This window comes from Streptomyces pristinaespiralis, assembly GCF_001278075.1.
Lineage (GTDB): Bacteria > Actinomycetota > Actinomycetes > Streptomycetales > Streptomycetaceae > Streptomyces > Streptomyces pristinaespiralis.
This window is the reverse complement of the sequence record NZ_CP011340.1, coordinates 3612226-3636818: the sequence shown is the minus strand read 5'-3', so window position 1 is coordinate 3636818 and position 24593 is coordinate 3612226. Positions and strand designations below refer to the sequence as shown.

General features: G+C 73.4%; 18 protein-coding genes. 12 read left to right on the top strand and 6 right to left on the bottom strand.

Going from position 1 to position 24593, the window contains the following annotated elements; all coding sequences use genetic code 11:
• Window positions 1-184: 184 nt before the first annotated feature.
• Both SPRI_RS15160 and SPRI_RS15155 read right to left on the bottom strand, forming a co-directional pair.
• A complete protein-coding gene (locus SPRI_RS15160; protein ID WP_106428423.1) occupies window positions 185-1783 on the bottom strand; it encodes a M23 family metallopeptidase in 1599 nt (532 codons plus the stop codon).
• Between the two features lie 233 nt (window positions 1784-2016).
• A complete protein-coding gene (locus SPRI_RS15155; protein WP_005313287.1) occupies window positions 2017-2874 on the bottom strand; it encodes an esterase/lipase family protein in 858 nt (285 codons plus the stop codon).
• A gap of 360 nt (window positions 2875-3234) precedes the next feature.
• Between SPRI_RS15155 and SPRI_RS15150 the strand changes: the two genes are divergently transcribed.
• Window positions 3235-3648, top strand: a complete 414-nt coding sequence (locus SPRI_RS15150) for a cobalamin B12-binding domain-containing protein (protein ID WP_005313282.1) — start codon at window positions 3235-3237, stop codon at window positions 3646-3648.
• 533 nt (window positions 3649-4181) lie between these two features.
• Here SPRI_RS15150 and SPRI_RS15145 read toward each other — a convergent pair.
• Together SPRI_RS15145 and SPRI_RS15140 are read right to left on the bottom strand one after the other, a co-directional pair.
• Window positions 4182-5804 (bottom strand): DUF5691 domain-containing protein, encoded by a 1623-nt coding sequence (locus SPRI_RS15145; protein ID WP_053557008.1) that lies wholly within the window; start codon window positions 5802-5804, stop codon window positions 4182-4184.
• 15 nt (window positions 5805-5819) lie between these two features.
• The gene (locus SPRI_RS15140) at window positions 5820-7232 is read right to left on the bottom strand and encodes an SWIM zinc finger family protein (RefSeq protein ID WP_107082431.1); all 1413 of its coding nucleotides are present in this window, start codon (window positions 7230-7232) and stop codon (window positions 5820-5822) included.
• 134 nt (window positions 7233-7366) lie between these two features.
• On the opposite strand from SPRI_RS15140, the gene SPRI_RS15135 reads away from it, so the two are divergent.
• The 8 genes from SPRI_RS15135 (at window position 7367) to sucD (ending at window position 17162) form a co-directional block, all read left to right on the top strand.
• Window positions 7367-7789 (top strand): MmpS family transport accessory protein, encoded by a 423-nt coding sequence (locus tag SPRI_RS15135; protein WP_037773938.1) that lies wholly within the window; start codon window positions 7367-7369, stop codon window positions 7787-7789.
• A gap of 121 nt (window positions 7790-7910) precedes the next feature.
• Entirely contained in the window at window positions 7911-9023 is a 1113-nt protein-coding gene (locus SPRI_RS15130) for an ATP-binding protein (protein ID WP_005313274.1), read from the top strand.
• Window positions 9020-11353, top strand: coding sequence for a DUF5682 family protein (locus SPRI_RS15125; RefSeq protein WP_053557006.1), 2334 nt, complete (start codon window positions 9020-9022; stop codon window positions 11351-11353). The genes SPRI_RS15130 and SPRI_RS15125 overlap by 4 nt, the downstream gene beginning before the upstream one ends.
• Entirely contained in the window at window positions 11350-12525 is a 1176-nt protein-coding gene (locus SPRI_RS15120) for a VWA domain-containing protein (protein WP_005313272.1), read from the top strand. Before SPRI_RS15125 ends, SPRI_RS15120 begins: the two co-directional genes overlap by 4 nt.
• A gap of 113 nt (window positions 12526-12638) precedes the next feature.
• Window positions 12639-13643: a hypothetical protein gene (locus tag SPRI_RS15115; RefSeq protein WP_005313270.1), complete on the top strand. Its 1005-nt coding sequence runs from the start codon at window positions 12639-12641 to the stop codon at window positions 13641-13643.
• A gap of 111 nt (window positions 13644-13754) precedes the next feature.
• Window positions 13755-14735, top strand: coding sequence for a hypothetical protein (locus SPRI_RS15110; protein ID WP_053557005.1), 981 nt, complete (start codon window positions 13755-13757; stop codon window positions 14733-14735).
• A gap of 340 nt (window positions 14736-15075) precedes the next feature.
• Window positions 15076-16257: an ADP-forming succinate--CoA ligase subunit beta gene (gene sucC, locus SPRI_RS15105; protein WP_005313265.1), complete on the top strand. Its 1182-nt coding sequence runs from the start codon at window positions 15076-15078 to the stop codon at window positions 16255-16257.
• Between the two features lie 20 nt (window positions 16258-16277).
• Window positions 16278-17162, top strand: coding sequence for a succinate--CoA ligase subunit alpha (gene sucD / locus SPRI_RS15100; protein WP_053557004.1), 885 nt, complete (start codon window positions 16278-16280; stop codon window positions 17160-17162).
• Between the two features lie 69 nt (window positions 17163-17231).
• Here the strand turns inward: sucD and SPRI_RS15095 are convergent, their stop codons facing one another.
• Window positions 17232-18662 carry a helix-turn-helix domain-containing protein gene (locus SPRI_RS15095; protein ID WP_053557003.1) on the bottom strand — a complete coding sequence of 477 codons (1431 nt, stop codon included), beginning with the start codon at window positions 18660-18662 and terminating at the stop codon, window positions 17232-17234.
• 115 nt (window positions 18663-18777) lie between these two features.
• On the opposite strand from SPRI_RS15095, the gene SPRI_RS15090 reads away from it, so the two are divergent.
• The gene (locus SPRI_RS15090) at window positions 18778-20553 is read left to right on the top strand and encodes a cell division protein PerM (protein ID WP_182327740.1); all 1776 of its coding nucleotides are present in this window, start codon (window positions 18778-18780) and stop codon (window positions 20551-20553) included.
• Window positions 20554-21350: 797 nt separating this feature from the next.
• On the opposite strand, the gene SPRI_RS15085 is transcribed toward SPRI_RS15090, so the two are convergent.
• Window positions 21351-22154 carry a hypothetical protein gene (locus SPRI_RS15085; protein ID WP_005313256.1) on the bottom strand — a complete coding sequence of 268 codons (804 nt, stop codon included), beginning with the start codon at window positions 22152-22154 and terminating at the stop codon, window positions 21351-21353.
• A 234-nt stretch (window positions 22155-22388) separates the two neighbouring features.
• On the opposite strand from SPRI_RS15085, the gene purN reads away from it, so the two are divergent.
• Window positions 22389-23003, top strand: a complete 615-nt coding sequence (gene purN / locus SPRI_RS15080) for a phosphoribosylglycinamide formyltransferase (protein ID WP_005313253.1) — start codon at window positions 22389-22391, stop codon at window positions 23001-23003.
• Complete coding sequence (purH, locus tag SPRI_RS15075; protein WP_053557002.1) at window positions 23000-24562, top strand: bifunctional phosphoribosylaminoimidazolecarboxamide formyltransferase/IMP cyclohydrolase; 1563 nt, start codon at window positions 23000-23002, stop codon at window positions 24560-24562. The genes purN and purH overlap by 4 nt, the downstream gene beginning before the upstream one ends.
• Window positions 24563-24593 lie beyond the last annotated feature (31 nt).

Here is a 24593-nt window from a genome sequence, read left to right as displayed (position 1 = left end):
CCCGGCCCCTGCGGGGGCCGGCGCACGCCGGGCGTGCGGTCGCGCGACGCCTGTCCGGCGACCGCGTGCGGTCGCGCGCCGAAAGCCGGCGGGTGGGTGCAGGTCGTCAGCTGCCCGCGGGTGCACGCCGGCAGCCGCCCCTGGGCAGGCTCGACGCGGTTCCGGCAGGCGGACGGGGCGGGGACTACGCGGGGTCGAGGCCGTGGCTGCGCAGCCACGGCAGCGGGTCTATTGCCGCGCCGCCGCCGGGCCGGACCTCGAAATGGAGGTGCGGTCCGGTGGAGTTGCCCGAGTTGCCCGAGTACGCGATGACGTCACCGGCCTTGACGTAGCCGCTGCGGATCTTGGTGCTGCTCAGGTGGCAGTACCAGGTCTCCGTGCCGTCGGCCGCGGTCACGATGGCCATGTTGCCGTAGGCGCTGTTCCACTGGGTGCGGACGGTGCCGTCCGTCGCGGCCATGACCTCGGTGCCGTACTGGACGGGGAAGTCGATGCCGCTGTGCAGGGACATCCAGTTGACGCCGGACTGGCCGTAATAGGCGCTGAGTCCGTCCTGCTTCACCGGCAGCACGAACTTGGGCCGGAGCGCCTCGCGGCGGGCCGCCTCTTCCTCGCGCTTCTTCTTCTCCGCCGCCTGGCGCGCCTTCAGGTCGATGCGCTCCTGGGTGCGGGAGGCACGGTCCCCGAAGTCACGGGCGTCGGCGCTGAGCGCGGCGAGCTGCGTGTCCATGGCGTTGTTGGCGGCGACCGGCTGCACGGAGGCCGGGTCGGGGGCCGCCACGTTGCTCTTGTCGTCCTTGGTCCCGCTGTCACTGCCGAGGCCGCTGACGGACGCGGCGGCGATGCCGGCGACGCCCATGACACAGGCGGAGGGAACGGCGACGGTGAGGAGCGCCGAGCGCTTGGCGGGGGTACGGCGACGGCCGCGGCTGCCGCCGGAGCGGCGGACCGGGCGGGGGGCGACCGGGGTGGCGGCCACGGCCGGCACGGCGGTCATGGTGCGGGTCAGCGCGTCGTGGTCCGGGACGTCGTCGCCCTGCGGGGCGTCCGGGTCGGCGTCGGTGTCTGCGCCGTACTCCGCGTCGTAGCCGGCTTCGGCGCTGTACTCCGCCTCGTAGCCGGTCTCGGCGTCCGCCTCCGTGGTCTCCGGCTCGGCGTCCTGCTGGGCCTCGAGGGTGTAGCCGTACGTTTCGCCCGCTTCGTAGCCCGGGCCGCTCTCGTACGCTTCGCCGGTCTCGTACGTCGGGGCCGCGTCGTATGCGTCGGCCGCCGTGTACGCGCCGTAGGTCTCGTACGTCTCGTACTCGGCCTGCGGGGTGACCTGCGGGGTGAACTCCTGCTCCGGCGTGAACTGTTGCGGGACGAGCCCCTCGGGCGTGGCCGTCGCGGAGTTCCAGGCCGTGGCGTCGTAGGCGCCGCTCTCGAAGGTGCCGGGTGCCCACTGGCCGGTCGTGTCGTAGGAGAAGGCCGCGGCGGCCGTCTCGTACTGGCCGGTGCCGCCCGCCTCGTTCCAGGCGCTCGCGTCCCACTGGCCGGTGGTGTCGTACTGCGCGTACTGCTGCTGCTCGTACTGCGCCTCGTACTGGGGCTGTTGGGCCTGCTGCGCCGCCGCGTAGGCGTCGTGCCCGGTGCTCGCGTCGCCGCCGGTGTTCCACTGGGACGCGTCGTACTGGCCGCTGTGGCCCGACTCGTAACTGCCCGGCAGGGCACCGAAGAGCGGGTCGGAGTCGAAGCTGCCGGTGGCGTACCCGCCGTACCCGGCGTTGGTGTGCTGGTCGTTCACCAACTTCTCTCTCGCCTCGACAGCAGGACCTGTTTCCGGGTCCACCTGTTTGCACAGGGGGTCCCAGGGGGAAGCAGTGGCGCGACTGTACCCGGCGGTACGCGACGGCGACAATCTTCGGCGGCATCTACGCAATCAGGAAACGGGCATTCAGTCGCGTTTCGGCGGCGCAAGGGCAGAGCTTTGGCCCTACGTTCGAGAAGTGTTCGATGAATCGGTCTCGAAGGGTCACCTCAAGCGACGGACGCGGCCCCCGACGACGATCCCGCTTCCGACACGCCCGACTCGAGCGCCTCGCGGATGCCGTCGGCGACGGCGGGGTGAACAGGCAGTGCGAGATGGCCGATTCCGCTCACCTGCACGTTCTGTACGAGAAGGTCCGGATGGTCGATGCGGGCCGTCTCGACGGGCGCCATGATCCGGTCCAGATCGCTCCAGAAGCTGACGAACCGGGTGCGACAGCCGGGCGCCGGCATGCGCAGCTCCTCGATCACCGGTGAATCCGGGCGCATCTGCCGCACGATCGGGTGTGCGCTCGCGATCGGGGCGACGGTCGTCCCCGAGTGCGGGGTGCCGAGCGTGACCAGGGTGCGGACGCGGCGGTCACCGCCCAGACGCTGGACGTAGTACCGGGCGATCAGGCCGCCCAGGCTGTGCCCGACGATGTCGATCTCGGCGTGGCCGGTGCGGGCGCATATCTCCTCGACATGGCGGCCGAGCAGGTCGGCGGCGGCACGGACGTCGCAGGTGAGCGGCGAGTAGTTCAGGCACTCGACATGGTGCGAGCCCTGCCGGGCGAGGGCGCGGCGGAGCAGCACGAACACCGAACGGTTGTCGACGAAGCCGTGGAGCAGGACGGTGGGGACGGCGTCCGGTGTGCCCGGCAGGCGGCGCGCGGCGCCGGTCTCCGCGTGGGCTCCGTCATCGGCTCCCTTGTGAGGGCGTGGGCGGGGGCGGCGCTCCGGCGTGAGGCCGGTCGGATAGAGGAGCAGATGCCCGGCGAGGATCGCCAGCTCCAGAGCGGTTGCCCGCAGCAGCGCGGCGGGCCACTTCACCGGCAGCGTCACGGGAAAGGGAGGCAGGATCCTCATGACGGCCTCCTCCCGTACGGCACGACGGGGGCGGCTCTGCCCCGCGTGCCCTCATGGGAAGCGCGCTCGGGACCGGTGCGGTCTCCCGCGTCGGTGTCGCACCACCGTGCCGTGCGGCTGTCGGCACGGTGGTGCGACGACCCGTTGTGGACCTGCGGCGGCTCCCCGTGCGACCGTGCCCGCGGGCTGCGCGTGGGTGGCGCGCGATGCCTGATGCCGGTACGACGCTCGGCGAAAAATGTCCTACGTGTGATTTCCCCCTCCCCGCGCACCGCGAAACGGCGGCTTGCGGGATGCTGGAGATAACGTTCGTTCACTCTCCGCGCGCCCTCATGGGCCGCGGGGACCCAGGAGGCAGTGATGGGTGTGACTGGTCCGATCCGCGTGGTGGTGGCCAAGCCGGGTCTCGACGGCCACGACCGCGGCGCCAAAGTGATCGCGCGGGCGCTGCGCGACGCCGGTATGGAGGTCATCTACACCGGGCTCCACCAGACGCCGGAGCAGATCGTCGACACGGCTATCCAGGAGGACGCCGACGCGATCGGCCTGTCGATCCTCTCCGGAGCGCACAACACGCTCTTCGCGAAGGTCATCGAGCTCCTCAAGGAGCGCGAGGCGGAGGACATCAAGGTCTTCGGCGGCGGGATCATCCCTGAGGCGGACATCGCACCGCTGAAGGAGCAGGGCGTCGCGGAGATCTTCACGCCCGGCGCGACGACGGCGTCGATCGTCGACTGGGTCAACGCGAACGTCCGGGCGACGGCGGAGGCGTAACCGACCGCGCGGCTGCCGCCGGTCCTTACGCGCGCCGCGCGCCGTGCACGGTGTCGCGTGGCACGGTGTCCGGTGCGGCCGGCGCGGCGCGGCGCGCGGGGTGTTCCCTTTCGGGGGCGTGCGACGCCCCGAGCGGGGCGCGCCAGGCCCCATGGCGCGCCTGCGGGTGCGCACCGCACCGGCAGCGCCCCGCACTCCTACCGCCCTCGCGCTTGCAGCGTGGCGCCCGCGCCGGGGCCGCACCGCCTGCCGGCGGGACCGGGTCGTCGGTGAGCGGCGATGCCGGGGGCGGCGCGGATGCAGGTCCGTGACCCTCATTCCTGCCGGGTGTCGTAGGGCTTGCGCACCTCGGGCGAGCCCCCGCGCTTGCAGCGTGGCGCCCGCGCCGGGGCCGCACCGCCTGCCGGTGGTACCGGGCCGTCGGTGAGCGGCGATGCCAAGGGCCGGCGCGGATGCAGGCCCCTGTGTCACTCACCGCCCTCGGGCGGCCCCCCCGGGTGCCCGTCGTGCCCGGTCGGCCCGGCGGCAGCCCGTCAGGTGGTGGAGAGTTCCTCGTGCATCGCCGCCCGCAGGCGCAGCGTCGAGACCAGGCGCTGGAACGCCTCCGACCAGTAGCCGCCCGCGCCCGGTGACGCGTCCTCCTGTTCGTCCGGGGTCGCCGTGAGGACTTCCAGCCGGTCCGCCTCCTCCGGTGACAGGCAGCGTTCCGCGAGGCCCATCACGCCGCTGAAGCTCCACGGGTAACTGCCCGCGTCCCGAGCGATGTCGAGCGCGTCGACGACCGCCCGGCCCAGCGGCGCGGCCCACGGCACCGTGCACACACCGAGCAGCTGGAAGGCTTCCGACAGGCCGTGTGCCGCTATGAACTCGGCGACCCACGCTGCCCGTTCGTCGTCCGGCAGGGCCGCGAGCAGCTTCGAACGCTCGGCCGGCGACGTCGTCCCCGGGCCGGTCGACGGCGGTGCGGCGGGTGTGCCGAGCAGGGCGCGCGACCAGTCGGCGTCGTGCTGCCGTACCGCGGCCCGGCACCATGCCGCGTGCAGTTCGTCCGCCCAGCCGTCGGACACCGGCAGCGCGACGATCTCCCGGACCGAGCGCCCGCCCAGCCGGTCCGTCCAGACCGACAGCGGGGCGGCCTCCACCAGCTGGCCCAGCCACCAGGACCGTTCCCCGCGTCCTGACGGCGGGGTGGGGACGATGCCGTCACGCTGCATGTCCGCGTCGCATTCGTGGGGCGCCTCCACGACGATCGTCGCTTCGGTGCCTCCGCTGCGGTCCATGGCGACGCAGGACGCGGCGCGTGCCGCCATGCGGCCGGCGAGCGCGGAATGCGGCAGGGCGGACAGGAGCTCGGCGGCGGTGGAGCGGACGTTGCGGCTGCGGTCCGACAACGCCTGTTCGAGGAACGGCTCGTCCGCGTCGGACAGTCCCGCCCGCAGCGAGTCGAGGAACATCAGCCGGTCCTCCGCCCGCTCGGTCGACCATGTCGAGGTGAGCAGCGCCAGCGCGGCACCGGCGTCGTGGGCGCGCAGACCCGCGAGCAGCGCCACCCGTTCGGCGAACAGGCCTTCCTCCCACAGCCTCCGCACGGCCTCCGCGTCACCCATGTCCGGCAGCGCGGAGCCCGCGGACCCGCCGCGCAGCGCGAACTTCCACTCGGGGTTGAGCCGGGCGAGCCACAGACCGCGCGGTCCGGCGAAGGTCAGCGCGTGCGGGCGCAGGTCGGTGCGGGCACGGGCGGCGTCGAGCAACGCGGGCAGCACGGACGCCGGTGCCCGGTAGCCGTGTTCGTTGGCGGCGGCGAGCCATTGGGGGAGCAGCGCGGTGAGGTCGGGGGCGGTGCCGCGCCTGCCCCCTGAGCCCGAGGGCCCGGAACGGTCGGCCAGCAGCTGGACGAGCCGTCGCCGTGCGGGCAGCGGCAGCGCGCGGCGCGCGTCGTCCGGCGCGGGCTCCGGCAGTGTGCCGCCCGCCGCCGGCGGCGCGGGACTCAGCCCGGCACGGCGCCGCACGGTGTGCAGGGCGGCCGCGTCGAGCAGGGCGACGGGCGCGTCCTTCCCGGCGGGTGTCGTACCGGCCGGCGGTGTCCGGCGGTCGGTGCCGAGCAGGGCCGAGGTGACGAGCTCTTCCCAGGGCGACGCACTGGCGGTGGTGGTCATGAGGTCTCCCTACGTTCAGATCAGCGGGACCGTCTCGGACATGTCCTCCGGCCAGGCCGTGAGCGGGACGAGGCCCCGGTGGCCGAACTCGCCGAACACGGTGACCGGCCGTCCGCCGGCGAGGGCCACGAGCTTCCACAGGCCCGGGCGGGTGAGCGCGGCGGCGGCGACGGGCAGCGCCGCGCCGCCGTCGGCGTCGACGGGCAGCGCCGCGCCGCCGTCGGCGTCGACGAGCTGCCATCCCGTCCCGTCCGGCACGGGTATGACGCGGGTGAGAGTGACCGGCCAGGAGTCCAGCCACGGGTCGTCGCGCAGGGCCTGCCCGTACGCGTCGGCGGCAGAGGCGCACGGCCCGCCCGAAGGCGGTGCGTCGATGGTGGCGGGCGGGCCGAACTGCGTCCCGAGTTCCGCCCTCGGCCGGCCGGCGCCGTGCGACGTGACCTCGGCGTCGATCATCAGTCCCACGGGCAGGGCGAGTTGCGGAGGCCGCCCCGCCGCGCCGAAGGAGAGCAGCAGCGCGGTCCGCCCCGACTCACGTCCGTGCAGCCAGACACGGCGTGTGGTGAGCTTGCCGTCGGCGGAGTCGTACTGGGCGAGGACCAGCCACTGGTCCCGGACCGCCGGGCCTTCCGCGGCCGACGACAGGCCGACCCTGTTGCGGACGGTGGCGGCCAGCGGCTCCGGCAGCCGCTCCAGCCTCAGCCAGGCGGAGTCCAGGAGATGGATCAGGGAGCACTCCTCCAGCAGCCGCACCGGCCAGCCGGGCCCCGAGCCCGGGATCGCGCCCAGCTCCCTGACGCGCGCGGCGAGCCCCGGGGCCTGCGCGTCGACCATGCGTGCGGCGGTCTCCTCCCACAGGCCGTACCCGGACCGCTCGGTGGCGGCGAGACCGCCGCGCACCAGGTCGGCGAGCCGCTGCTCCAGTTCCGTGGCGCCCGCGGTGATCCGCTCCGCCCTGCGTTCCGCCCGCCGCCTGGCCGCTTCCGGGTCGGCGGTGCTCTTCGCGGCACCGGAGCCGGTGCCCGTCTGTTCCTTGGCCGCCGCGCGGCTCCTGCGTCCCGACAGCCATTCGTCCGCCCACTCCGGCACCTCGCAGAGCGGCACCGTCTGCTCGTCGCACGCCCAGAGCAGCAGCAGTCCCAGCGCGTGCTTGCACGGGAACTTCCGGCTCGGGCAACTGCATTTGTACGCGGGGCCGGTGGTGTCCACGACCGTCTGGTACGGCTTGCTGCCGCTGCCCTTGCACAGGCCCCACACGGCCCCGGACGCGTCGCAGCCCGCGCCCGACCAGGGGCCGGCCGCGCCGAGCTTGCTTCCGGCCTTGCGTGATGCAGCGTCAGGAGCCAGTGAAAGAACCTGCTCCGCGGCCCAGCGCGCCACCCCTTGATCCATGGAGGCAGGGGCCGTTCCCCCGTTTGAAAGCAGCATGGGAACGACGCTAAGGGGCACCACTGACAATCGGTCCGACCTGCGAATCCGCCGATGCCGAGAGGGTGTTGGACGGCCGGCGGTTTGCTACTTTCGACACAGTGTGTCGAATTCGGAATCCGGGGGGATCCAGCATGAAGCGCTTCATCCGTACGGCGGTCCGCGCCGTCGCGGCCACCGGCATCGTGGCCGGTCCGGCCTTCGGTCTCACCGCCTGCTCCGAGGCGGTCGACCAGGTCGACAAGGTCGTCGACGAGAAGTACGAGGTGACGTACGAGGTCACGGGCAAGAACGTCGACTCGATCCAGTACCACGGCGGTGGCGGCGAGGCGATGAACCCGAAGATCGAGACGGTGGACAAGCCCACACTGCCCTGGACGAAGACGGTCACGCTGCGCGGCATCATGCCCGCCGCCGTGATGCCGGTCGCCGCCGACCTCACCGGCACCGAGGTCACGTGCAGGATCACGCACAAGGGCAAGGTGCTCACGGAGGAGACGGGAGAGGGCCTCGCCACCGCGGGCGGCTGCATCGCGGAGTCGCCGGTCGGCGGCTGACTCCCGTTATCCACACCGCCTTTCGGCCTCTGACCTGCGGTCATGCCGAGGCCGGGCCGATTGTCAGTGGCATGGTGCACGGTGGATCCCACATCGGGTCGAACGATCTGGAGGGGGATCCATGACCGTGTCAGAAACCGTCGCCAAACCGGGGAACGAAGCCCTGCGACCGCACGCGGAAGACGCTTTCGCCGACGAGCTCGAGGCGCTGGCCGCGGCCGACGACCGGCCGCGGCCGGTGAACTGGCGGCTGTCGCCCTGGGCCGTCGCCACCTATCTCCTCGGCGGCACACTCCCCGACGGCACGGTGATCACACCGAAGTACGTGGGGCCCCGCCGGATCGTCGAGGTGGCCGTCACCACGCTCGCCACCGACCGTGCTCTGCTGCTCCTCGGTGTGCCGGGAACCGCGAAGACCTGGGTGTCGGAGCATCTGGCCGCGGCCGTCAGCGGCGACTCCACCCTCCTGGTGCAGGGCACCGCCGGCACGCCGGAGGAAGCCATCCGCTACGGATGGAACTACGCCCAGCTGCTGGCGCACGGCCCCAGCCGGGACGCGCTGGTGCCCAGCCCCGTCATGCGCGCCATGTCGGAGGGCATGACCGCCCGCGTCGAGGAGCTCACCCGCATCCCGGCCGACGTGCAGGACACGCTGATCACGATCCTCTCCGAGAAGACGCTGCCCGTCCCGGAGCTGGGCCAGGAGGTGCAGGCCGTCCGCGGATTCAACCTCATCGCCACCGCCAACGACCGCGACCGCGGGGTCAACGACCTGTCCAGCGCACTGCGCCGGCGCTTCAACACCGTCGTCCTGCCGCTGCCCGCGACACCGGAGGCGGAGGTCGACATCGTGTCGCGGCGCGTCGACCAGATCGGGCGCTCCCTCGACCTGCCGGCCGCGCCGGAGGGACTGGAGGAGATCCGCCGCGTGGTCACGGTCTTCCGGGAGCTGCGCGACGGGGTGTCCACCGACGGCCGCACAAAGATCAAGTCCCCGTCCGGGACGCTGTCGACGGCCGAGGCGATCTCCGTCGTCACCGGCGGCCTCGCCCTGGCGGCGCACTTCGGCGACGGCGTACTGCGGCCGGGGGACGTGGCGGCGGGCATCCTCGGCGCGGTCGTGCGGGACCCGGCCGCCGACCGGGTCGTCTGGCAGGAGTATCTGGAGACGGTGGTCCGCGAGCGGGACGGCTGGAAGGACTTCTACCGCGCCTGCCGCGAGGTGAGCGCATGACACCGCTCCTGCTCGGGGTCCGCCACCACGGGCCGGGCTCGGCCAGGGCGGTGCGGGCCGCGCTGGAGGCGGCCGCCCCCGCGGCCGTACTGATCGAAGGCCCACCGGAGGGCGACGCCCTGCTCCCGCTGGCCGCCGACGAGCAGATGCGCCCGCCCGTCGCCCTGCTCGCGCACGCCACGGACGATCCGGGCAGGGCCGCGTTCTGGCCGCTGGCCGAGTTCTCCCCCGAATGGGTGGCGATCCGGTGGGCGCTGGCCAACGGCGCGGCCGTGCGCTTCATCGACCTGCCCGCGGCGCATTCGCTCGCGCTGACCGCGGAGCCGGAGGCCGGGCCCCAGGAGGCGGAGGAGGACGCGCCGGACGTCCGGATCGACCCGATCGCGGTCCTCGCCGGGGCCGCCGGGTACGACGACCCGGAGCGTTGGTGGGAGGACGTCGTCGAGCTGAGGGGCTCCCGTCCGGCACCGGACCGCGGGCCGGCGGACGACGCCGCGGGTGAGGCCGGTCCGTTCGCGCCGTTCACCGCCCTCGCCGAAGCCATGGCGGCCCTGCGGGAGACGTACGGCCACGGCGGGCACGACCGGGACCTCGTGCGCGAGGCGTTCATGAGGCTCCAGATCCGCGCCGCGAAGAAGGAGTTCGGGGACAGCGGCGTCGCCGTCGTCTGCGGCGCCTGGCACGTGCCGGCGCTCATGACCGCCACGACGGTCGCCGCGGACAAGGCCCTCCTCAAGGGGCTGCCCAAGGTCAGGACGGACATGACGTGGGTGCCCTGGACCCACCGCAGGCTGGCGCGCCGCTCCGGCTACGGCGCGGGCATCGACTCGCCCGGCTGGTACGGCCACCTCTTCGGTGTCCCCGACCGGCCCGTGGAGCGGTGGATGACGAAGGTCGCCCGGCTGTTCCGGGACGAGGACCGGATGGTGTCGTCCGCCCATGTCATCGAGGCCGTACGGCTCGCCGAGACCCTGGCCGTGATGCGGGGCCGCCCGCTCGCCGGACTGACCGAGACCGTCGACGCGGTCCGGGCCGTGATGTGCGACGGCTCCGACGTACCGCTCGACCTCGTCAGGGACCGGCTCATCGTGGGGGACGTGCTCGGCGAAGTGCCCGACACGGCGCCCGCCGTACCGCTCCAGCGCGATCTGACCCGGCAGCAGCGCAGTCTGCGGCTCAAGCCGGAGGCTCTCGAGCGCGAACTGGACCTGGATCTGCGCAAGGACACCGACGCCGCCAAGAGCCGGCTGCTGCACCGGCTGCGGCTGCTCGCGGTCGGCTGGGGCGAGCCTGCCGCAGGCCGGGGAAGCACCGGCACGTTCCGGGAGAGCTGGCGGCTGCGCTGGGAGCCCGAGCTGTCCGTGAAGGTCGCGGAGGCCGGCGTCTGGGGCACCACGGTGCTCTCCGCCGCCACCGCCAAGGCGGAGGCGCAGGCAGGCGCGGCGACGGCGCTCGCCGAGGTGACCGCCCTCGCCGAGCAGTGCCTCCTGGCCGAACTGCCCGACGCGCTCCCCGTGGTGATGAAGGCCCTGGCCGACCGGGCCGCCCTCGACGCCGACGTGAGCCACCTCGCCCAGGCGCTGCCCGCGCTGGCGCGTTCGCTGCGGTACGGCGACGTGCGCGCCACCGACACGGCGGCGCTCGGCGAGGTCGCCGCAGGGCTCGCCGAGCGGATCTGCGTCGGCCTGCCGCCCGCCTGCGCCGGGCTCGACGCGGACGGCGCTGAGGAGATGCGCGGCCACCTCGACGGGGTGCACGCCGCCGTCGGCCTGCTGCCGGACGCCGACGGCATCAAGGAGCGCTGGCGGTCCGTGCTGCGCAAACTGGCCGGCCGTGACTCCGTCCCCGGGGTGATACGCGGCCGGACGGCCCGCCTGCTGCTGGACGAGGGGCACCTCGAGGAGGACGAGGCCGCACGCCTGATGGCTCTCGCTCTCTCCCCGGGCACGGAGCCTGCCGCGGCCGCCGCCTGGATCGAGGGCTTCGTCGGCGGCGCGTCCGGGGGAGGGCTGCTGCTGGTCCACGACGAACGTCTGCTGGGGCTGGTCGACTCATGGCTGACCGGCGTGTCCGCACAGGCGTTCACCGATGTGCTGCCGCTGCTGCGCCGCACCTTCTCCGCCTACGAACCGGGCGTCCGCCGCACCCTGGGCGAACTCGTCCGGCGGGGGGAGGGGACGGCGGCCACGCGGACGCGGACGGACGCCGGTGTCCCCGGCTTCGGACCCGGCCTCGACACCGCCCGGGCGGACGCCGTGATTCCCGTGCTGGGGCTCCTCCTCGGCATCGACGACAACGAGCTGTACGACCTGGCGGGAGTGGCCGGATGACTGCGAGCGTGAACGACGAGCGGCTGCGGCGCTGGCGACTGGTGCTCGGCGGAGAGTCCGGTGCCGACGGCACGGGCTGCACCCTCACCGGGACCGACGCGGCGATGGACGGAGCGCTCACCTCTCTGTACGGCAGGTCCGCCGGCGCTGCCGACGGCGGCCGCAACAGCAGCCGTTCGGCGGGCCTGGGCGCGTCCGCGCCGTCCGTCGCCCGCTGGCTCGGCGACATCCGTACGTACTTCCCGAGCTCCGTCGTGCAGGTCATGCAGCGGGACGCGATAGACCGGCTCGGTCTCTCCGCGCTGCTGCTGGAGCCGGAGATGCTGGAGGCGGTCGAGGCCGATGTGCATCTCGTCGGCACCCTGCTCTCGCTCAACAAGGCGATGCCGGAGACGACGAAGGAGACGGCCAGGGCGGTCGTGCGCAAGGTCGTCGAGGAACTGGAGAGGAAGCTCGCCACCCGCACCAGGTCCACCCTGACAGGCGCGCTCGACCGCTCGGCGCGGATCAACCGGCCGCGCCACCGGGACATCGACTGGGACCGCACCATCCGGGCGAACCTCAAGAACTACCTGCCGGAGTTCAACACGGTCGTCCCCGAGCGGCTCATCGGCTACGGCCGGGCGTCCCAGGCGGTGAAGAAGGAGGTCGTGCTCTGCATCGACCAGTCGGGCTCGATGGCAGCGTCCGTGGTCTACGCGTCGGTCTTCGGCGCGGTGCTGGCCTCGATGCGCTCCATCGCCACGCGGCTCGTCGTCTTCGACACGGCCGTCGTCGATCTGACCGATCAGCTGGACGACCCCGTGGACGTCCTCTTCGGCACCCAGCTCGGCGGCGGCACGGACATCAACAGGGCCCTGGCGTACTGCCAGTCGCAGATCACCCGCCCCGCCGACACCGTCGTCGTCCTGATCAGCGACCTCTACGAGGGCGGCATCCGCGACGAGATGCTGAAACGGGTCGCGGCGATGAAGGCGTCCGGAGTGCAGTTCGTCACTCTGCTGGCGCTCTCCGACGAGGGCGCCCCGGCCTACGACCGTGAGCACGCGGCGGCCCTCGCGGCCCTCGGGGCACCGGCGTTCGCCTGTACGCCGGACCTCTTTCCGGACGTCATGGCGGCGGCCATCGAGAAACGCCCCCTGCCCATACCGGACATGGCCGCCCATCAGTGACAGGACATGACATGGTGACTCATCGGTAACAGGGGACTTGCGTGGCCCGGGGAGCTTCGTGCGAGCATCGTCGCGATCCCGGCTGACGCCGACCGAGAGAGAGCCCTTCCACCGTGACTGCCGCAGCGCTGAACACCGCTGCCGTCCCGCGCGCGCTGCGCCGGGCGGTGTCCGGTTCGCGGATGCTGCGCGTTCTGCTGTTCCTCGGCGGAGTTCTGACGCTCGGTCTGCTCTTCTGCGGCCAGGCCCAGGCGTCCGAGCTCTCGACCGGTGACGTCAACGCCGAGATCCGGGCCGGTGCCCGGCCCTCGAGCGACGCCGGCACCGCCGCCGTGCCCCGTCCGGCCGATGCGGGAGACAGCCTTCCCGCGCCGGTCACCGCCGGCCCGTCGGCGGGAACGCCGGGATCGCCCGTGTCCGCCGGACCGTCCACCTCCGCCGGTACTCCCGCGGAGGTGCGGCACGCCGAGCAGCGGGCAGCAAGGGAACTGCGGCGTGTGGCCGCCGGATCCCTCCGCATCGTCGAGGCCACGGGCGCCGGGCAGGCCGTGGAAACGGTGCGCGAGACGGCCCGCCCGGTCACCGACGGCGTGCGCCGGCCGGCCGGTCCGCTGCTCGGGTTCGTCACCGGCCCCCTGCCCGGCGGCCCGTTGCCGGGCACCGGTGCCGCGCTGCCGGGCGGTGACGGCGTCCTGGCCCCCGACGACCTTCCGGCATGGCAATGGCAGTACGTGCCGGGCGGCGCGGCGTTCACCGTCGCGCCCACCGGTACGGACCCGGCGGCCGGCGACGCGAGCCCTTCCGCCGAAGGTCCCACCGGTCCCGCCGCCGCCGCACCGCGCGGTGACTGCGGCGGCGCCTACGACGGTCACTCCGGCACTGCGCGGGCCGTGTCCGCGCAGTCTCCCGCGCCCGCACCGACCCCCTCGGATCCGTGCAGGGACCAGCCGGGCGCGGTGCACCACTCCGGTGAGACGCACACGCCTAGGGCGGGTGACCAGCCGGCGGCCACGTCGGCCGGCGGCGCACCGGACGCGTCCGCCTGCGGTGCCGTTCGCCCGGCGGCCGGGCCGCCGACCCGCGACAGGCCGCGCGACGTTCTCGAATTCCCCGGCTAGGGCAGGCCTTCCCCCGCCTCTGACCTGCCACGCGGGGGTGGGCAGGTCTACCCGCCACTCCGGAGCCCCTGTTCTCCGGACCGCCGAACGAATTCGAAGGAACCGCCAAGCATGCACAAGAACATCCGCCGCTCCATCGCGGTCGCGGCCACCGCCACCGGTATGTGGGCCCTCGGGACCGCCGCCGCCAGCGCCGACGAGGCGCCCGTCTCCGTGCCGCTGTCCACCCCGGACCAGGCCGTCGACGCCACCGTCGACGTCGTGACCGACGTGGACGCCGACGCCGGCGGGCTGCTGCCCGAGGCCGACGTCCAGCATGTGGCGACCGGTGCCGCGGACCAGGCCCGCGAGTACGTCGAGGGCGAGCTCCCCTCGTACGAGGCGCCGTCGGTTCCGGACGTCCGCGTGCCCTCTCCCGAGGCCCCGTCGGTGGACGTCCCGTCCGCCCCGTCCGTGGATGCCGACATCGACTACCTCTTCGGTCCCCTCTCCGCGTTCGCGCACGAGCTGGAGCAGGTCCCGGCCGCCGCCGAGGCCCGCGCGCAGGGCGCCGTCGACGCGTCCGGCCCGGTCGTCGACGAGACCTCCGCGGCCGTGCTGCCGCCCGTGGTCGCCACCGCCGTGGCCGGTGCGCAGCCGGTCGCAGCTCAGGCCGCCGGTGACGCGGGTGTGCTCGCCCAGGGCGTCGTCTCCGACGTGCAGCCGTTCGCCGGCGGTGTCGCCGGCCAGGTGCAGCCGTTCGCGGCGGGCGTCGTGAGCGAGGTGCCGCCGTTCGCCGGGGGCGTCGCCGGCCAGGTGCAGCCCTTCGCGGCCGGTGTGGTCGCGGAGGTCCAGCCGCTGGTCGACACCGTGGCCGGCCACGTCGGGCCGCTCGCGCAGGGCGTCGGCCACAGTGCCGGCGACCTGGCCCACGGCCTGACCGGCCAGGTGGACCCGTTCGCGGCGGGCGTGGTGTCGGAGGTCCGGCCGTTCGCGCAGGGTATTGCGACGAACGTCACGGGTGACGCGGCGCCGCTCGCGGACAACGCGGTCGGCGGGGTGCGGGGAGTCGTCTCCGACGTGACCCCGAGCTACCTGCCGTACGGCATCTGACCGGCCACCCCCCGAGGCGCCCGTCAGGTGCCTGACCAGGCAACCAGCGGCAGGGGCGGGACGTCAGCGGCATCCGCTGACGTCCCGCCCCCCGCCGTGCGGGGAGGCCTCCGGCCAAGGTCCGGCCGTATGATCGGGGTGCGCTCTGTGACCGTAATCACCGCTCAGGTGTGATCTGCGATTTAGGGGCGCACCTCCGGCGGGGATAACCTGCCAGGCGGACATGCCGCGCCCACGGACACCGTGTGTGCCTCCCTTGTGACAAGAGCAGTCACGTTGCCCTTCGCGGCACGCCCACGCAGACAACGAACCGCGATCATCAGAAAAGGGACGGACGCGCGTGGACCTGTTCGAGTACCAGGCGAGGGACCTCTTCGCCAAGCACGGTGTACCGGTGCTGGCCGGTGAAGTCATCGACACGCCTGAGGCGGCGCGCGAGGCCACCGAGCGACTGGGCGGCAAGTCGGTCGTCAAGGCGCAGGTGAAGGTCGGCGGCCGCGGCAAGGCCGGCGGCGTCAAGCTGGCCGCCACTCCGGACGAGGCCGTCGCCCGTGCGACGGACATCCTCGGGATGGACATCAAGGGCCACACGGTCAACAAGGTGATGATCGCGGAGACCGCTCCGGAGATCGCCGAGGAGTACTACGTCTCGTACCTCCTCGACCGCACCAACCGCACCTTCCTGGCCATGGCCTCCGTCGAGGGCGGCATGGACATCGAGGAGGTCGCGGCCACCAAGCCCGAGGCCCTCGCGAAGGTCCCGGTCGACGCCAACGAGGGTGTCACCAAGGAGAAGGCCGCCGAGATCGTCGCCCAGGCGAAGTTCCCGGCCGAGGTCGCCGACCAGGTCGCCGACATCCTGGTGACCCTGTGGAAGACCTTCATCGCCGAGGACGCCCTCCTCGTCGAGGTCAACCCGCTGGCCAAGGTCGCCGACGGCCGCGTCATCGCGCTCGACGGCAAGGTGTCCCTCGACGAGAACGCCGACTTCCGTCAGCCGGACCACGAGGCCCTCGAGGACAAGGCCGCAGCCAACCCGCTCGAGGCTGCCGCCAAGGCCAAGAACCTCAACTACGTCAAGCTCGACGGCGAGGTCGGCATCATCGGCAACGGCGCGGGTCTGGTCATGTCGACCCTCGACGTCGTCGCCTACGCCGGCGAGGCCCACGACAACGTGAAGCCCGCCAACTTCCTCGACATCGGTGGTGGCGCCTCCGCCGAGGTCATGGCGAACGGCCTCGAGATCATCCTCGGCGACCCGGACGTCAAGTCCGTCTTCGTCAACGTCTTCGGTGGCATCACCGCCTGTGACGAGGTCGCCAACGGCATCGTCCAGGCCCTGGAGCTGCTGAAGTCCAAGGGCGAGGAAGTCACCAAGCCGCTGGTCGTGCGCCTCGACGGCAACAACGCGGAGCTGGGTCGCAAGATCCTCTCCGACGCCAACCACCCGCTGGTGCAGCGCGTGGACACCATGGACGGCGCGGCCGACAAGGCCGCCGAGCTCGCCGCTGCTGCGAAGTAAGGGAAGAGGGATCTAGAACCATGGCTATCTTCCTGAACAAGGACAGCAAGGTCATCGTCCAGGGCATGACCGGTGCCACGGGCATGAAGCACACCAAGCTCATGCTGGGTGACGGCACCAACATCGTCGGCGGCGTGAACCCGCGCAAGGCCGGCACGTCCGTCGACTTCGACGGCACCGAGGTACCGGTCTTCGGCTCCGTCGCCGAGGCCATGGAGAAGACGGGCGCCGACGTCTCCGTCCTCTTCGTGCCGCCGGCCTTCGCCAAGGCCGCCGTCGTCGAGGCGATCGACGCCGAGATCCCCCTCGCGGTCGTCATCACCGAGGGCATCGCCGTCCACGACTCCGCCGCCTTCTGGGCCTACGCGAAGTCCAAGGGCAACAAGACCCGCATCATCGGCCCGAACTGCCCCGGCCTCATCACGCCGGGCCAGTCCAACGCCGGCATCATCCCGGGCGACATCACCAAGCCCGGCCGCATCGGTCTCGTGTCCAAGTCCGGCACGCTGACCTACCAGATGATGTACGAGCTCCGTGACATCGGCTTCTCCTCCGCCGTCGGCATCGGTGGCGACCCGGTCATCGGTACGACGCACATCGACGCCCTCGCGGCGTTCGAGGCCGACCCCGACACCGACCTGATCGTGATGATCGGTGAGATCGGCGGCGACGCCGAGGAGCGTGCGGCCGACTTCATCAAGGCCAACGTCACCAAGCCGGTCGTCGGCTACGTCGCGGGCTTCACCGCCCCCGAGGGCAAGACCATGGGCCACGCCGGCGCCATCGTCTCCGGCTCCTCCGGCACCGCCGCGGCGAAGAAGGAGGCCCTCGAGGCCGCGGGCGTCAAGGTCGGCAAGACGCCGACCGAGACGGCCAAGCTGGCGCGCGCGATCCTCGCCGGCTGACCTTCCGCAGTACATGTGTGGGCCCGCCCCGGTCACCGGGGCGGGCCCACACGCGTTTCGGCGGAACTGTCAGCCCTGCAGCGGGAGAAGACGCCCGGGTCCGCTCACCGGTTCGGAGCGGAGCTTGTCGCGGAGCTCCCTGTCCTGCTCGGTCAGCCGGTGCGGTCCGTGCTGCGGCGCGGGCACGCCTTCGATCTGCTGGGCCGGAGAGATCGGCGGATCGTACTGCCGTGGCGCCGTGACCAGGGTGAAGGCGGTCGCCGCGATGATCAGCGCGGTCGCCGCGGCGACCGCCCGCGTCCACATCTGCGCCCGGCGCTCGCACCCGCTGCGCACGTCGCACGCCGGTGTCATGAGCGGCGCGGGTCCGGCACCGGCCAGTGCCCTCAGCCGGTCGCGCAGCACGCCGGTGTCCGCCAGTTCGGGGAGCCGCTCGGCCATGGCCTCGCGCGCGTGCACGAGACGGTTCGCGGCGGCGGGGGTGCTGGCCTCCGTCTCCGCCGCGGTCTCCGGCAGTCCGAGCCCGAGGCCGTCGTGGAGCAGCAGGGTCCGGCGGTAGGTCGTGGGGAGCTCCTGGAGCGCCTCGAGGAATTGCCGCCGCGGCTCCTCGCCCGGAAGTTCGTCGGGGAACCGGTGCGCGGGCCGCAGCCGGTTCCACGGGGACATGGCGTACTCGTAGGCGACCGCCCGCACCCAGCCCGCCGGGTCCCGGTCCACGGCGACCTGAGGCCAGCACTGCCAGGCGGTGTGGAAGGCGCGCTCGACCGACTCCTGGGAGAGCCGCCGGCGGCCGGTGAGCAGATACGTCTGGCGCACCAGGTCCGGGGCGACGCCCGCGTACAGCACGTCGAACGCCTCCTCCGGGCTGGGCGCCGGTACGGTGAGCGCCGCCGGACCGAGGGAGCTGACGGTACGTGGGCTGTCGGCGGAGAGCGCCGCGCCGGACGGCGGTCCGGGCCTGGCGCCCGGTCTCGGATGCAGGGCCGCCGGCGGCTTCGCGGCCCGCTTCACGGCGGGACGGGGCCGGGTGTTCGCCGTGGGCTGCGCCGTGCGGGTGGGCGGCGCCGACCGTGCCGGCGACGGCGGATGGGCGCGGTCGGCGGGCGCGTCCTCCGGCGGGGCCGGCGGTTGCGTTCCTCCGGATCGTTCGGCATCCCCGGACCTGCCGTCCGGGTCCCGCGTGTCCCGGTCCCTGCCGTCCCGCGCCCGGTCCTCCCGCTCCCGGTCGTCCCTGTTCCGGTCGTCCTTCAGGGGCCGGCCGGACGGGGCGTACTCGTCGTTCCGCGTGCCGAGGGCGGCGAGCAGCCTGGCGTACGCCTCGCGTTTGCGCCCCCTCGGGTCGGTGCGGCCGGTCTCCCAGGACCGGACCGTCGCCCGCGTGACCCCGATCGTCGTCGCGACCTCGTCCTCGGAGAGGGACTTCGCCTCCCGAAGCCTGCGCCGTTCCTTCGGGGGCGGCAGGGGGGTGCCGGACGCGGAGCGGGTGATGCTCTCGGTCATGAAGGCCCCCTCAGGCACTGCACTCGACAAAAAAGCACATAAACGTATCTTGGGCGACACATCGGTCATTCGCCCGTTACACGGATAAAGCGCGTGTCGTTGGCAGCATGGCCGCGTGACCCAAGTGACCGAACAGAGCCACTCGCTGCCGCAAGCACCGGTCGCCGTGCAGGGCGGCGCGTCGGTCGCGCTGGTCGCGTCGTTCGTACGCGGCGCGACGGCGGCCGGACTCGGGCTCGGCGTGATCACCGTGCTCGTGATGGTGATGTGGATCAGCTCGCCCTTCCCCGACAGCGATCCCACCGACGCCCTGCACGTCGCGGCGGCGCTGTGGCTGCTGGCGCACGGCACCGAGCTCGTACGGACGGACACGCTCACCGGGGCGCCCGCGCCGATGGGGATCGTGCCGTTGCTGCTCGTCGCCGTGGCCGCCTGGCCGGCCCACAGGGCGGCACGCGACGCCCTGGAACCGGCGGAGGGCAGGCCGAGGCCGTCCGCCTGGAGCGCACCGACGATGGTGGCCAGCGGATACGTGATGGTCGGTGCGCCGGTCGTCCTCTACGTGGCCGGTGGTTCCTTCGCCGCCGACCCGCTGAGCGCCCTCGTCCATCTGCCGCTCGTGACGTTCCTGGCCGCGGCCACCGGGGCCTGGAACGCGAGCGGCCGGCCGCTGGGCCCGTTGCCGGACCGGGTGCCGCAGTGGCTGCGGGCCGCCGTCGCCGCCGGCAGGGTGTCCGCCGCGCTGCGATCCGCCGCCGCGGGCACGATCACGCTGCTCGTCGGCGGCGCGGTGCTGGCCGTGACCGCGACGGTCTGGCACGGACGGGCCGCGCAGGAGTCGTTCCTGGGCCTGTCGGGGGAGTGGTCGGGCCGGGCGGCCCTCGGGCTGCTGGCGCTGGCACTGCTGCCGAACGCGGCGGTGTGGGGCGCGGCTTACGGGCTCGGTCCCGGCTTCGCGGTCGGTACGGACGCGACCGCGGCGCCGCTCGCGGCGACCGGCACGCCCGCGCTGCCCGACTTCCCGCTCCTCGCGGCGGTACCGGGCGAAGGGCCCGGCACCCCGCTGCACTGGGCGGCGGTCGCGATTCCCGTCGTCGCGGGAGGGGCGCTCGCCTGGTTCACGGCGGGAGCGGCGGCCCCGCGGCACGGCGAGCGCGAAAGCGCCTGGAGTTCCGGCGGTACGGCCCTCACGGTGCTGCTCGGCGCGGTCGGCTGCGCCGGCCTCATGTGTCTGCTCGCCGCCGCGTCCGGCGGCCCGCTCGGCACCGGCCGCCTCTCGGAGTTCGGCCCCGTGTGGTGGCTCACCGGTGGCGCGGCCCTGCTCTGGACGGCCGGCCTGGGGATCCCGCTGGCCCTGGCGCTGCGTGCGTGGCGGCTGAGGACGCCCGGTCGGGGACGGGGGCGGGGGCTGCTGCGCCGGCGCGGCGCCGCGACCGAAGGGCCTGCGGCCGCGGTGACGTTCACGGAGGCGCCCCCGGTGCCCCCGGCTCCGCCGACGGGTCAGGCGGCGTCGGACACGAGCCTCGACGGTGGGCCCGGCCCGCTCGACGACGAGTCGGAGCTGTACGACTTCCTCCCGGCGGACACCTGGACCGCCCGTGATCCGCGCGATCCGCGGGGGCCGCGCGAGGACCGCTGGGCCGCGCTGAAGGAGTCCTCCGGCGGCTTGATGCCGGACTTCCCCCCACTCCCGCTCCCCGCCCCGCCGACCGCCCCCGGCCCCGGCGCCCGGACCACCACCGACCCTGAGCCCGCCGCCGACCCCGGGGCCGCCGCGACGCCCCCGTCGCCGGCCCCGCCCGCGTCGCAGGCGGCGGAAGACCCCGGCGGCGAACCGCCGAAGGACCCGAGCGGCGAACCGCCCGAGCCCTCTGAGGAAGCCGCCCGCTGACCCTGCGGCGCGCCCGCCTTGGGGTGTCACACCATGGATGGCCCCGGCGGGGAACGACGGAAGGGCCCGGGCGGCGAACCGCCCGAGCCCCGAAGAAGCCGCCTGACCAGCGGCGCGGCCCGTGCGCTGTCAAAAGACGGCGGACGGCCCGGGCGGGAATCGGCCGGGGCCCGAGTGGTGAACCGCCCCGGGCCCTCCGAGGGAGCCGCCCGCTGACCTGCGGTGCGCGCGCGGCCTTTGTGCTCGCGGACGGCCGAGACCCGGGCGCGGAACGGCTGGAGGGCCCGGGCGGCGAACCGTTCGAGCCCTCCGGAGAGGCCGCCCGCTGAACCGCGGCGCGGCCCGTGCGCTGTCAAAAGACGGCGGACGGCCTGGGCGGGAATCGGCCGGGGCCCGAGTGGTGAACCGCTCGGGGCCCTCCGAGGGAGCCGCCCGCTGACCTGCGGTGCGCGCGCGGCCTTTGTGCTCGCGGACGGCCGGAGACCCGGGCGGGGAACGGCTGGAGGGCCCGGGCGGCGAACCGTTCGAGCCCTCCGGAGAGGCCGCCCGCTGAACCGCGGCGCGGCCCGTGCGCTGTCAAAAGACGGCGGACGGCCTGGGCGGGAATCGGCCGGGGCCCGAGTGGTGAACCGCTCGGGGCCCTCCGAGGGAGCCGCCCGCTGACCTGCGGTGCGCGCGCGGCCTTTGTGCTCGCGGACGGCCGGAGACCCGGGCGGGGAACGGCCGGAGGGCCCGGGCGGTGAACCGCTCGAGCCCTCCGGAGAGGCCGTCCGCTGAAGCGCGGCGCGGCCCGCGCGTTACTCCTTGACGCCCAGTACGCCCCGCAGGGGCTCCGGGAGCTTTTCGTTGCAGGCCAGCTGACCCGACTTCGTCAGCGCGTCGTTCACGCAGGTGTAGTAGTCGCGGTAGACCAGCTGCGCCGTGAAGGACGCCGCCACGATCACCAGCGCGATGCTCGCCATCACCAGGCCGCTCACCGCCGCCGTGATCTGCGGCCTGCCGGGGGCGGCGGGCGGCGCGGACGCGGGGGCGTGCTGAGGCGGGGCCGGGGCGTTCGCCGGGGTTCCGCCGGTGGTCAGGGAGTTGGCGTCGACCCGGCGCCGGGGCTTGGCGCGCAGGGAGCTGATGCTCCAGTACAACGCCAGCGCGCCGAGCAGCAGGGCGATCTCGGGGAAGTCGAACAGTGCGAAGAAGAACGCCCACATGCCCGACAGCAGCGCGTACCGCGCCCGCCGCTGCGCGGGGTCCGTCGGGTCCCAGCGCAGGCCGCCGGGGGTCCCGGGGCCGCCCTGGCCGCCGCCGTTGCCGTCGGGGCGCGGCCGGCCGCCGAAGCCGCCGCCCGACGAGCGGCCGGGCTGGCGGCTGCTCCACTGGCTGCCCCAGTTCGAACCCGATCCCGAGCCCGAGCCCGAGCCGCTGTCCGAGCCGTCACCGCCGGACCGGCCGGAGGAAGAGGAGGAGTCGTCGTCGGACGACGGGTGGCGCGGCTGCCACGGCTGGTCCGGCCTGCCCTCCGGCGGCGGCGCGAAGGGGTTGTTGTCGTCCGTGGACTGGCGCTCCCGCGGCAACAGGAGGTCCGTACGGCGGCGTCGGTCCGGCATCTGGTGAACGTCTTCCCCTCGTCATGCCCTTGATCGGGACCGCCTGGGCGCGGGCCCTGACCCCAGACGCTACCTTCCGGCCACGCCCCCGTCCCGTGGGGGCCGTGCTGTGTGCCGGTATCGTTGCTGACGGTCGACCGCTTCGTAGAGTTCCCCGTATCCGGGGATGCGCTCCATTTGTACGACCGCACAAAGCTGCACCGTAAGCCGCACCGTAACGCGAAAAGAGTCCCCGTGGCCGCCGCCCGCATCGTCGCCCTGGTCTCCGGGTCCGGTACCAACCTCCAGGCCCTGCTCGACGCCATCGCCGCCGACCCCGAGGGGTACGGCGCCCGGATCGTCGCCGTCGGCGCCGACCGCGACGGCATCGCGGGTCTCGAGAGGGCCGAGCGCGCCGGACTGCCCACCTTCGTGTGCCGGGTGAAGGACCACGCCACCCGCGAGGAGTGGGACAGCGCCCTGACCGAGGCCACCGCCGCGTACGAGCCCGACCTCGTCGTCTCTGCCGGCTTCATGAAGATCGTCGGCAAGGAGTTCCTCGCCCGCTTCGGCGGCCGGATCGTCAACACCCACCCGGCGCTGCTGCCCAGTTTTCCCGGTGCCCACGGAGTGCGGGACGCGCTCGCGTACGGCGTGAAGGTCACCGGATGCACCGTCCACTTCGTCGACGACGGCGTCGACACCGGCCCGATCATCGCCCAGGGCGTGGTCGAGGTCCGGGACGAGGACGATGAAGCCGCTCTCCATGAGCGCATCAAGGAAGTCGAGCGCTCGCTGCTCGTCGAGGTCGTGGGGCGTCTGGCCCGGCACGGCTACCGCATTGAGGGACGAAAGGTAATAATCCCGTGACCGCCGAAGGTACGAAGCGCCCCATCCGCCGCGCACTCGTCAGCGTCTACGACAAGACCGGCCTTGAGGAGCTGGCCCGCGGCCTGCACGAGGCGGGTGTCTCCCTCGTCTCCACCGGCTCCACCGCCTCGAAGATCGCCGCGGCGGGCGTCCCGGTCACCAAGGTCGAGGAGCTCACCGGCTTCCCCGAGTGCCTGGACGGCCGCGTCAAGACCCTCCACCCCCGCGTGCACGCCGGCATCCTCGCCGACCTGCGCCTGGAGGACCACCAGCGGCAGCTCGCCGAGCTGGGCGTCGAGCCCTTCGACCTGGTGGTCGTGAACCTGTACCCGTTCAAGGAGACCGTCGCCTCCGGCGCCACCCCGGACGAGTGCGTCGAGCAGATCGACATCGGCGGTCCGTCGATGGTGCGCGCCGCCGCCAAGAACCACCCCTCCGTCGCGGTCGTCACCAGCCCGGCGCGCTATGCGGACGTGCTCACCGCGGCCCGTGAGGGCGGCTTCGAGCTGGCCGCCCGCAAGCGCCTGGCCGCCGAGGCCTTCCAGCACACCGCCGCGTACGACGTGGCCGTCGCGTCCTGGTTCGCGTCCTCGTACGCGCCCGCCGACGAGAGCGACTTCCCCGACTTCCTCGGCGCCACCTGGGAGCGGGACAACGTCCTGCGCTACGGCGAGAACCCGCACCAGCCCGCCGCGCTCTACACCTCCGGCAGCGGCGGCCTCGCGCAGGCGGAGCAGCTGCACGGCAAGGAGATGTCGTACAACAACTACACGGACACCGACGCCGCGCGCCGGGCCGCGTACGACCACTCCGAGCCCTGCGTGGCGATCATCAAGCACGCCAACCCGTGCGGCATCGCGATCGGCGCGGACGTCGCGGAGGCGCACCGCAAGGCGCACGCCTGTGACCCGCTCTCCGCGTTCGGCGGTGTGATCGCCGTCAACCGGCCGGTCTCCGTGGCCATGGCCGAGCAGGTGGCCGAGATCTTCACCGAGGTCATCGTGGCCCCGGCGTACGAGGACGGCGCGGTCGAGGTCCTGGCCCGCAAGAAGAACATCCGCGTCCTGCGCGCCGAGGGCGCCCCGGCGAACCCGGTCGAGGTCAAGCCCATCGACGGCGGCGCGCTCCTCCAGGTGACCGACCGCCTCCAGGCGGACGGCGACAAGCCGGAGAACTGGACCCTGGCGACGGGTGAGGCCCTGTCCGCCGAGGAGCTCGCCGAGCTGGCCTTCGCCTGGAAGGCGTGCCGCGCGGTCAAGTCCAACGCGATCCTGCTCGCGAAGGACGGCGCGTCGGTCGGCGTCGGAATGGGTCAGGTCAACCGCGTCGACTCCGCGAAGCTCGCGGTGGAGCGGGCCGGCGAGGAGAGGGCACGGGGCGCGTACGCCGCGTCCGACGCGTTCTTCCCGTTCCCGGACGGCCTGGAGATCCTCACCGCGGCGGGCGTCAAGGCCGTGGTCCAGCCTGGCGGTTCGGTCCGCGACGAGCTGGTGGTCGAGGCGGCGAAGAAGGCGGGCGTGACGATGTACTTCACGGGGACGCGGCACTTCTTCCACTGACGGGGTTCGTCCGGGCCCGGCCGCCGCTCCG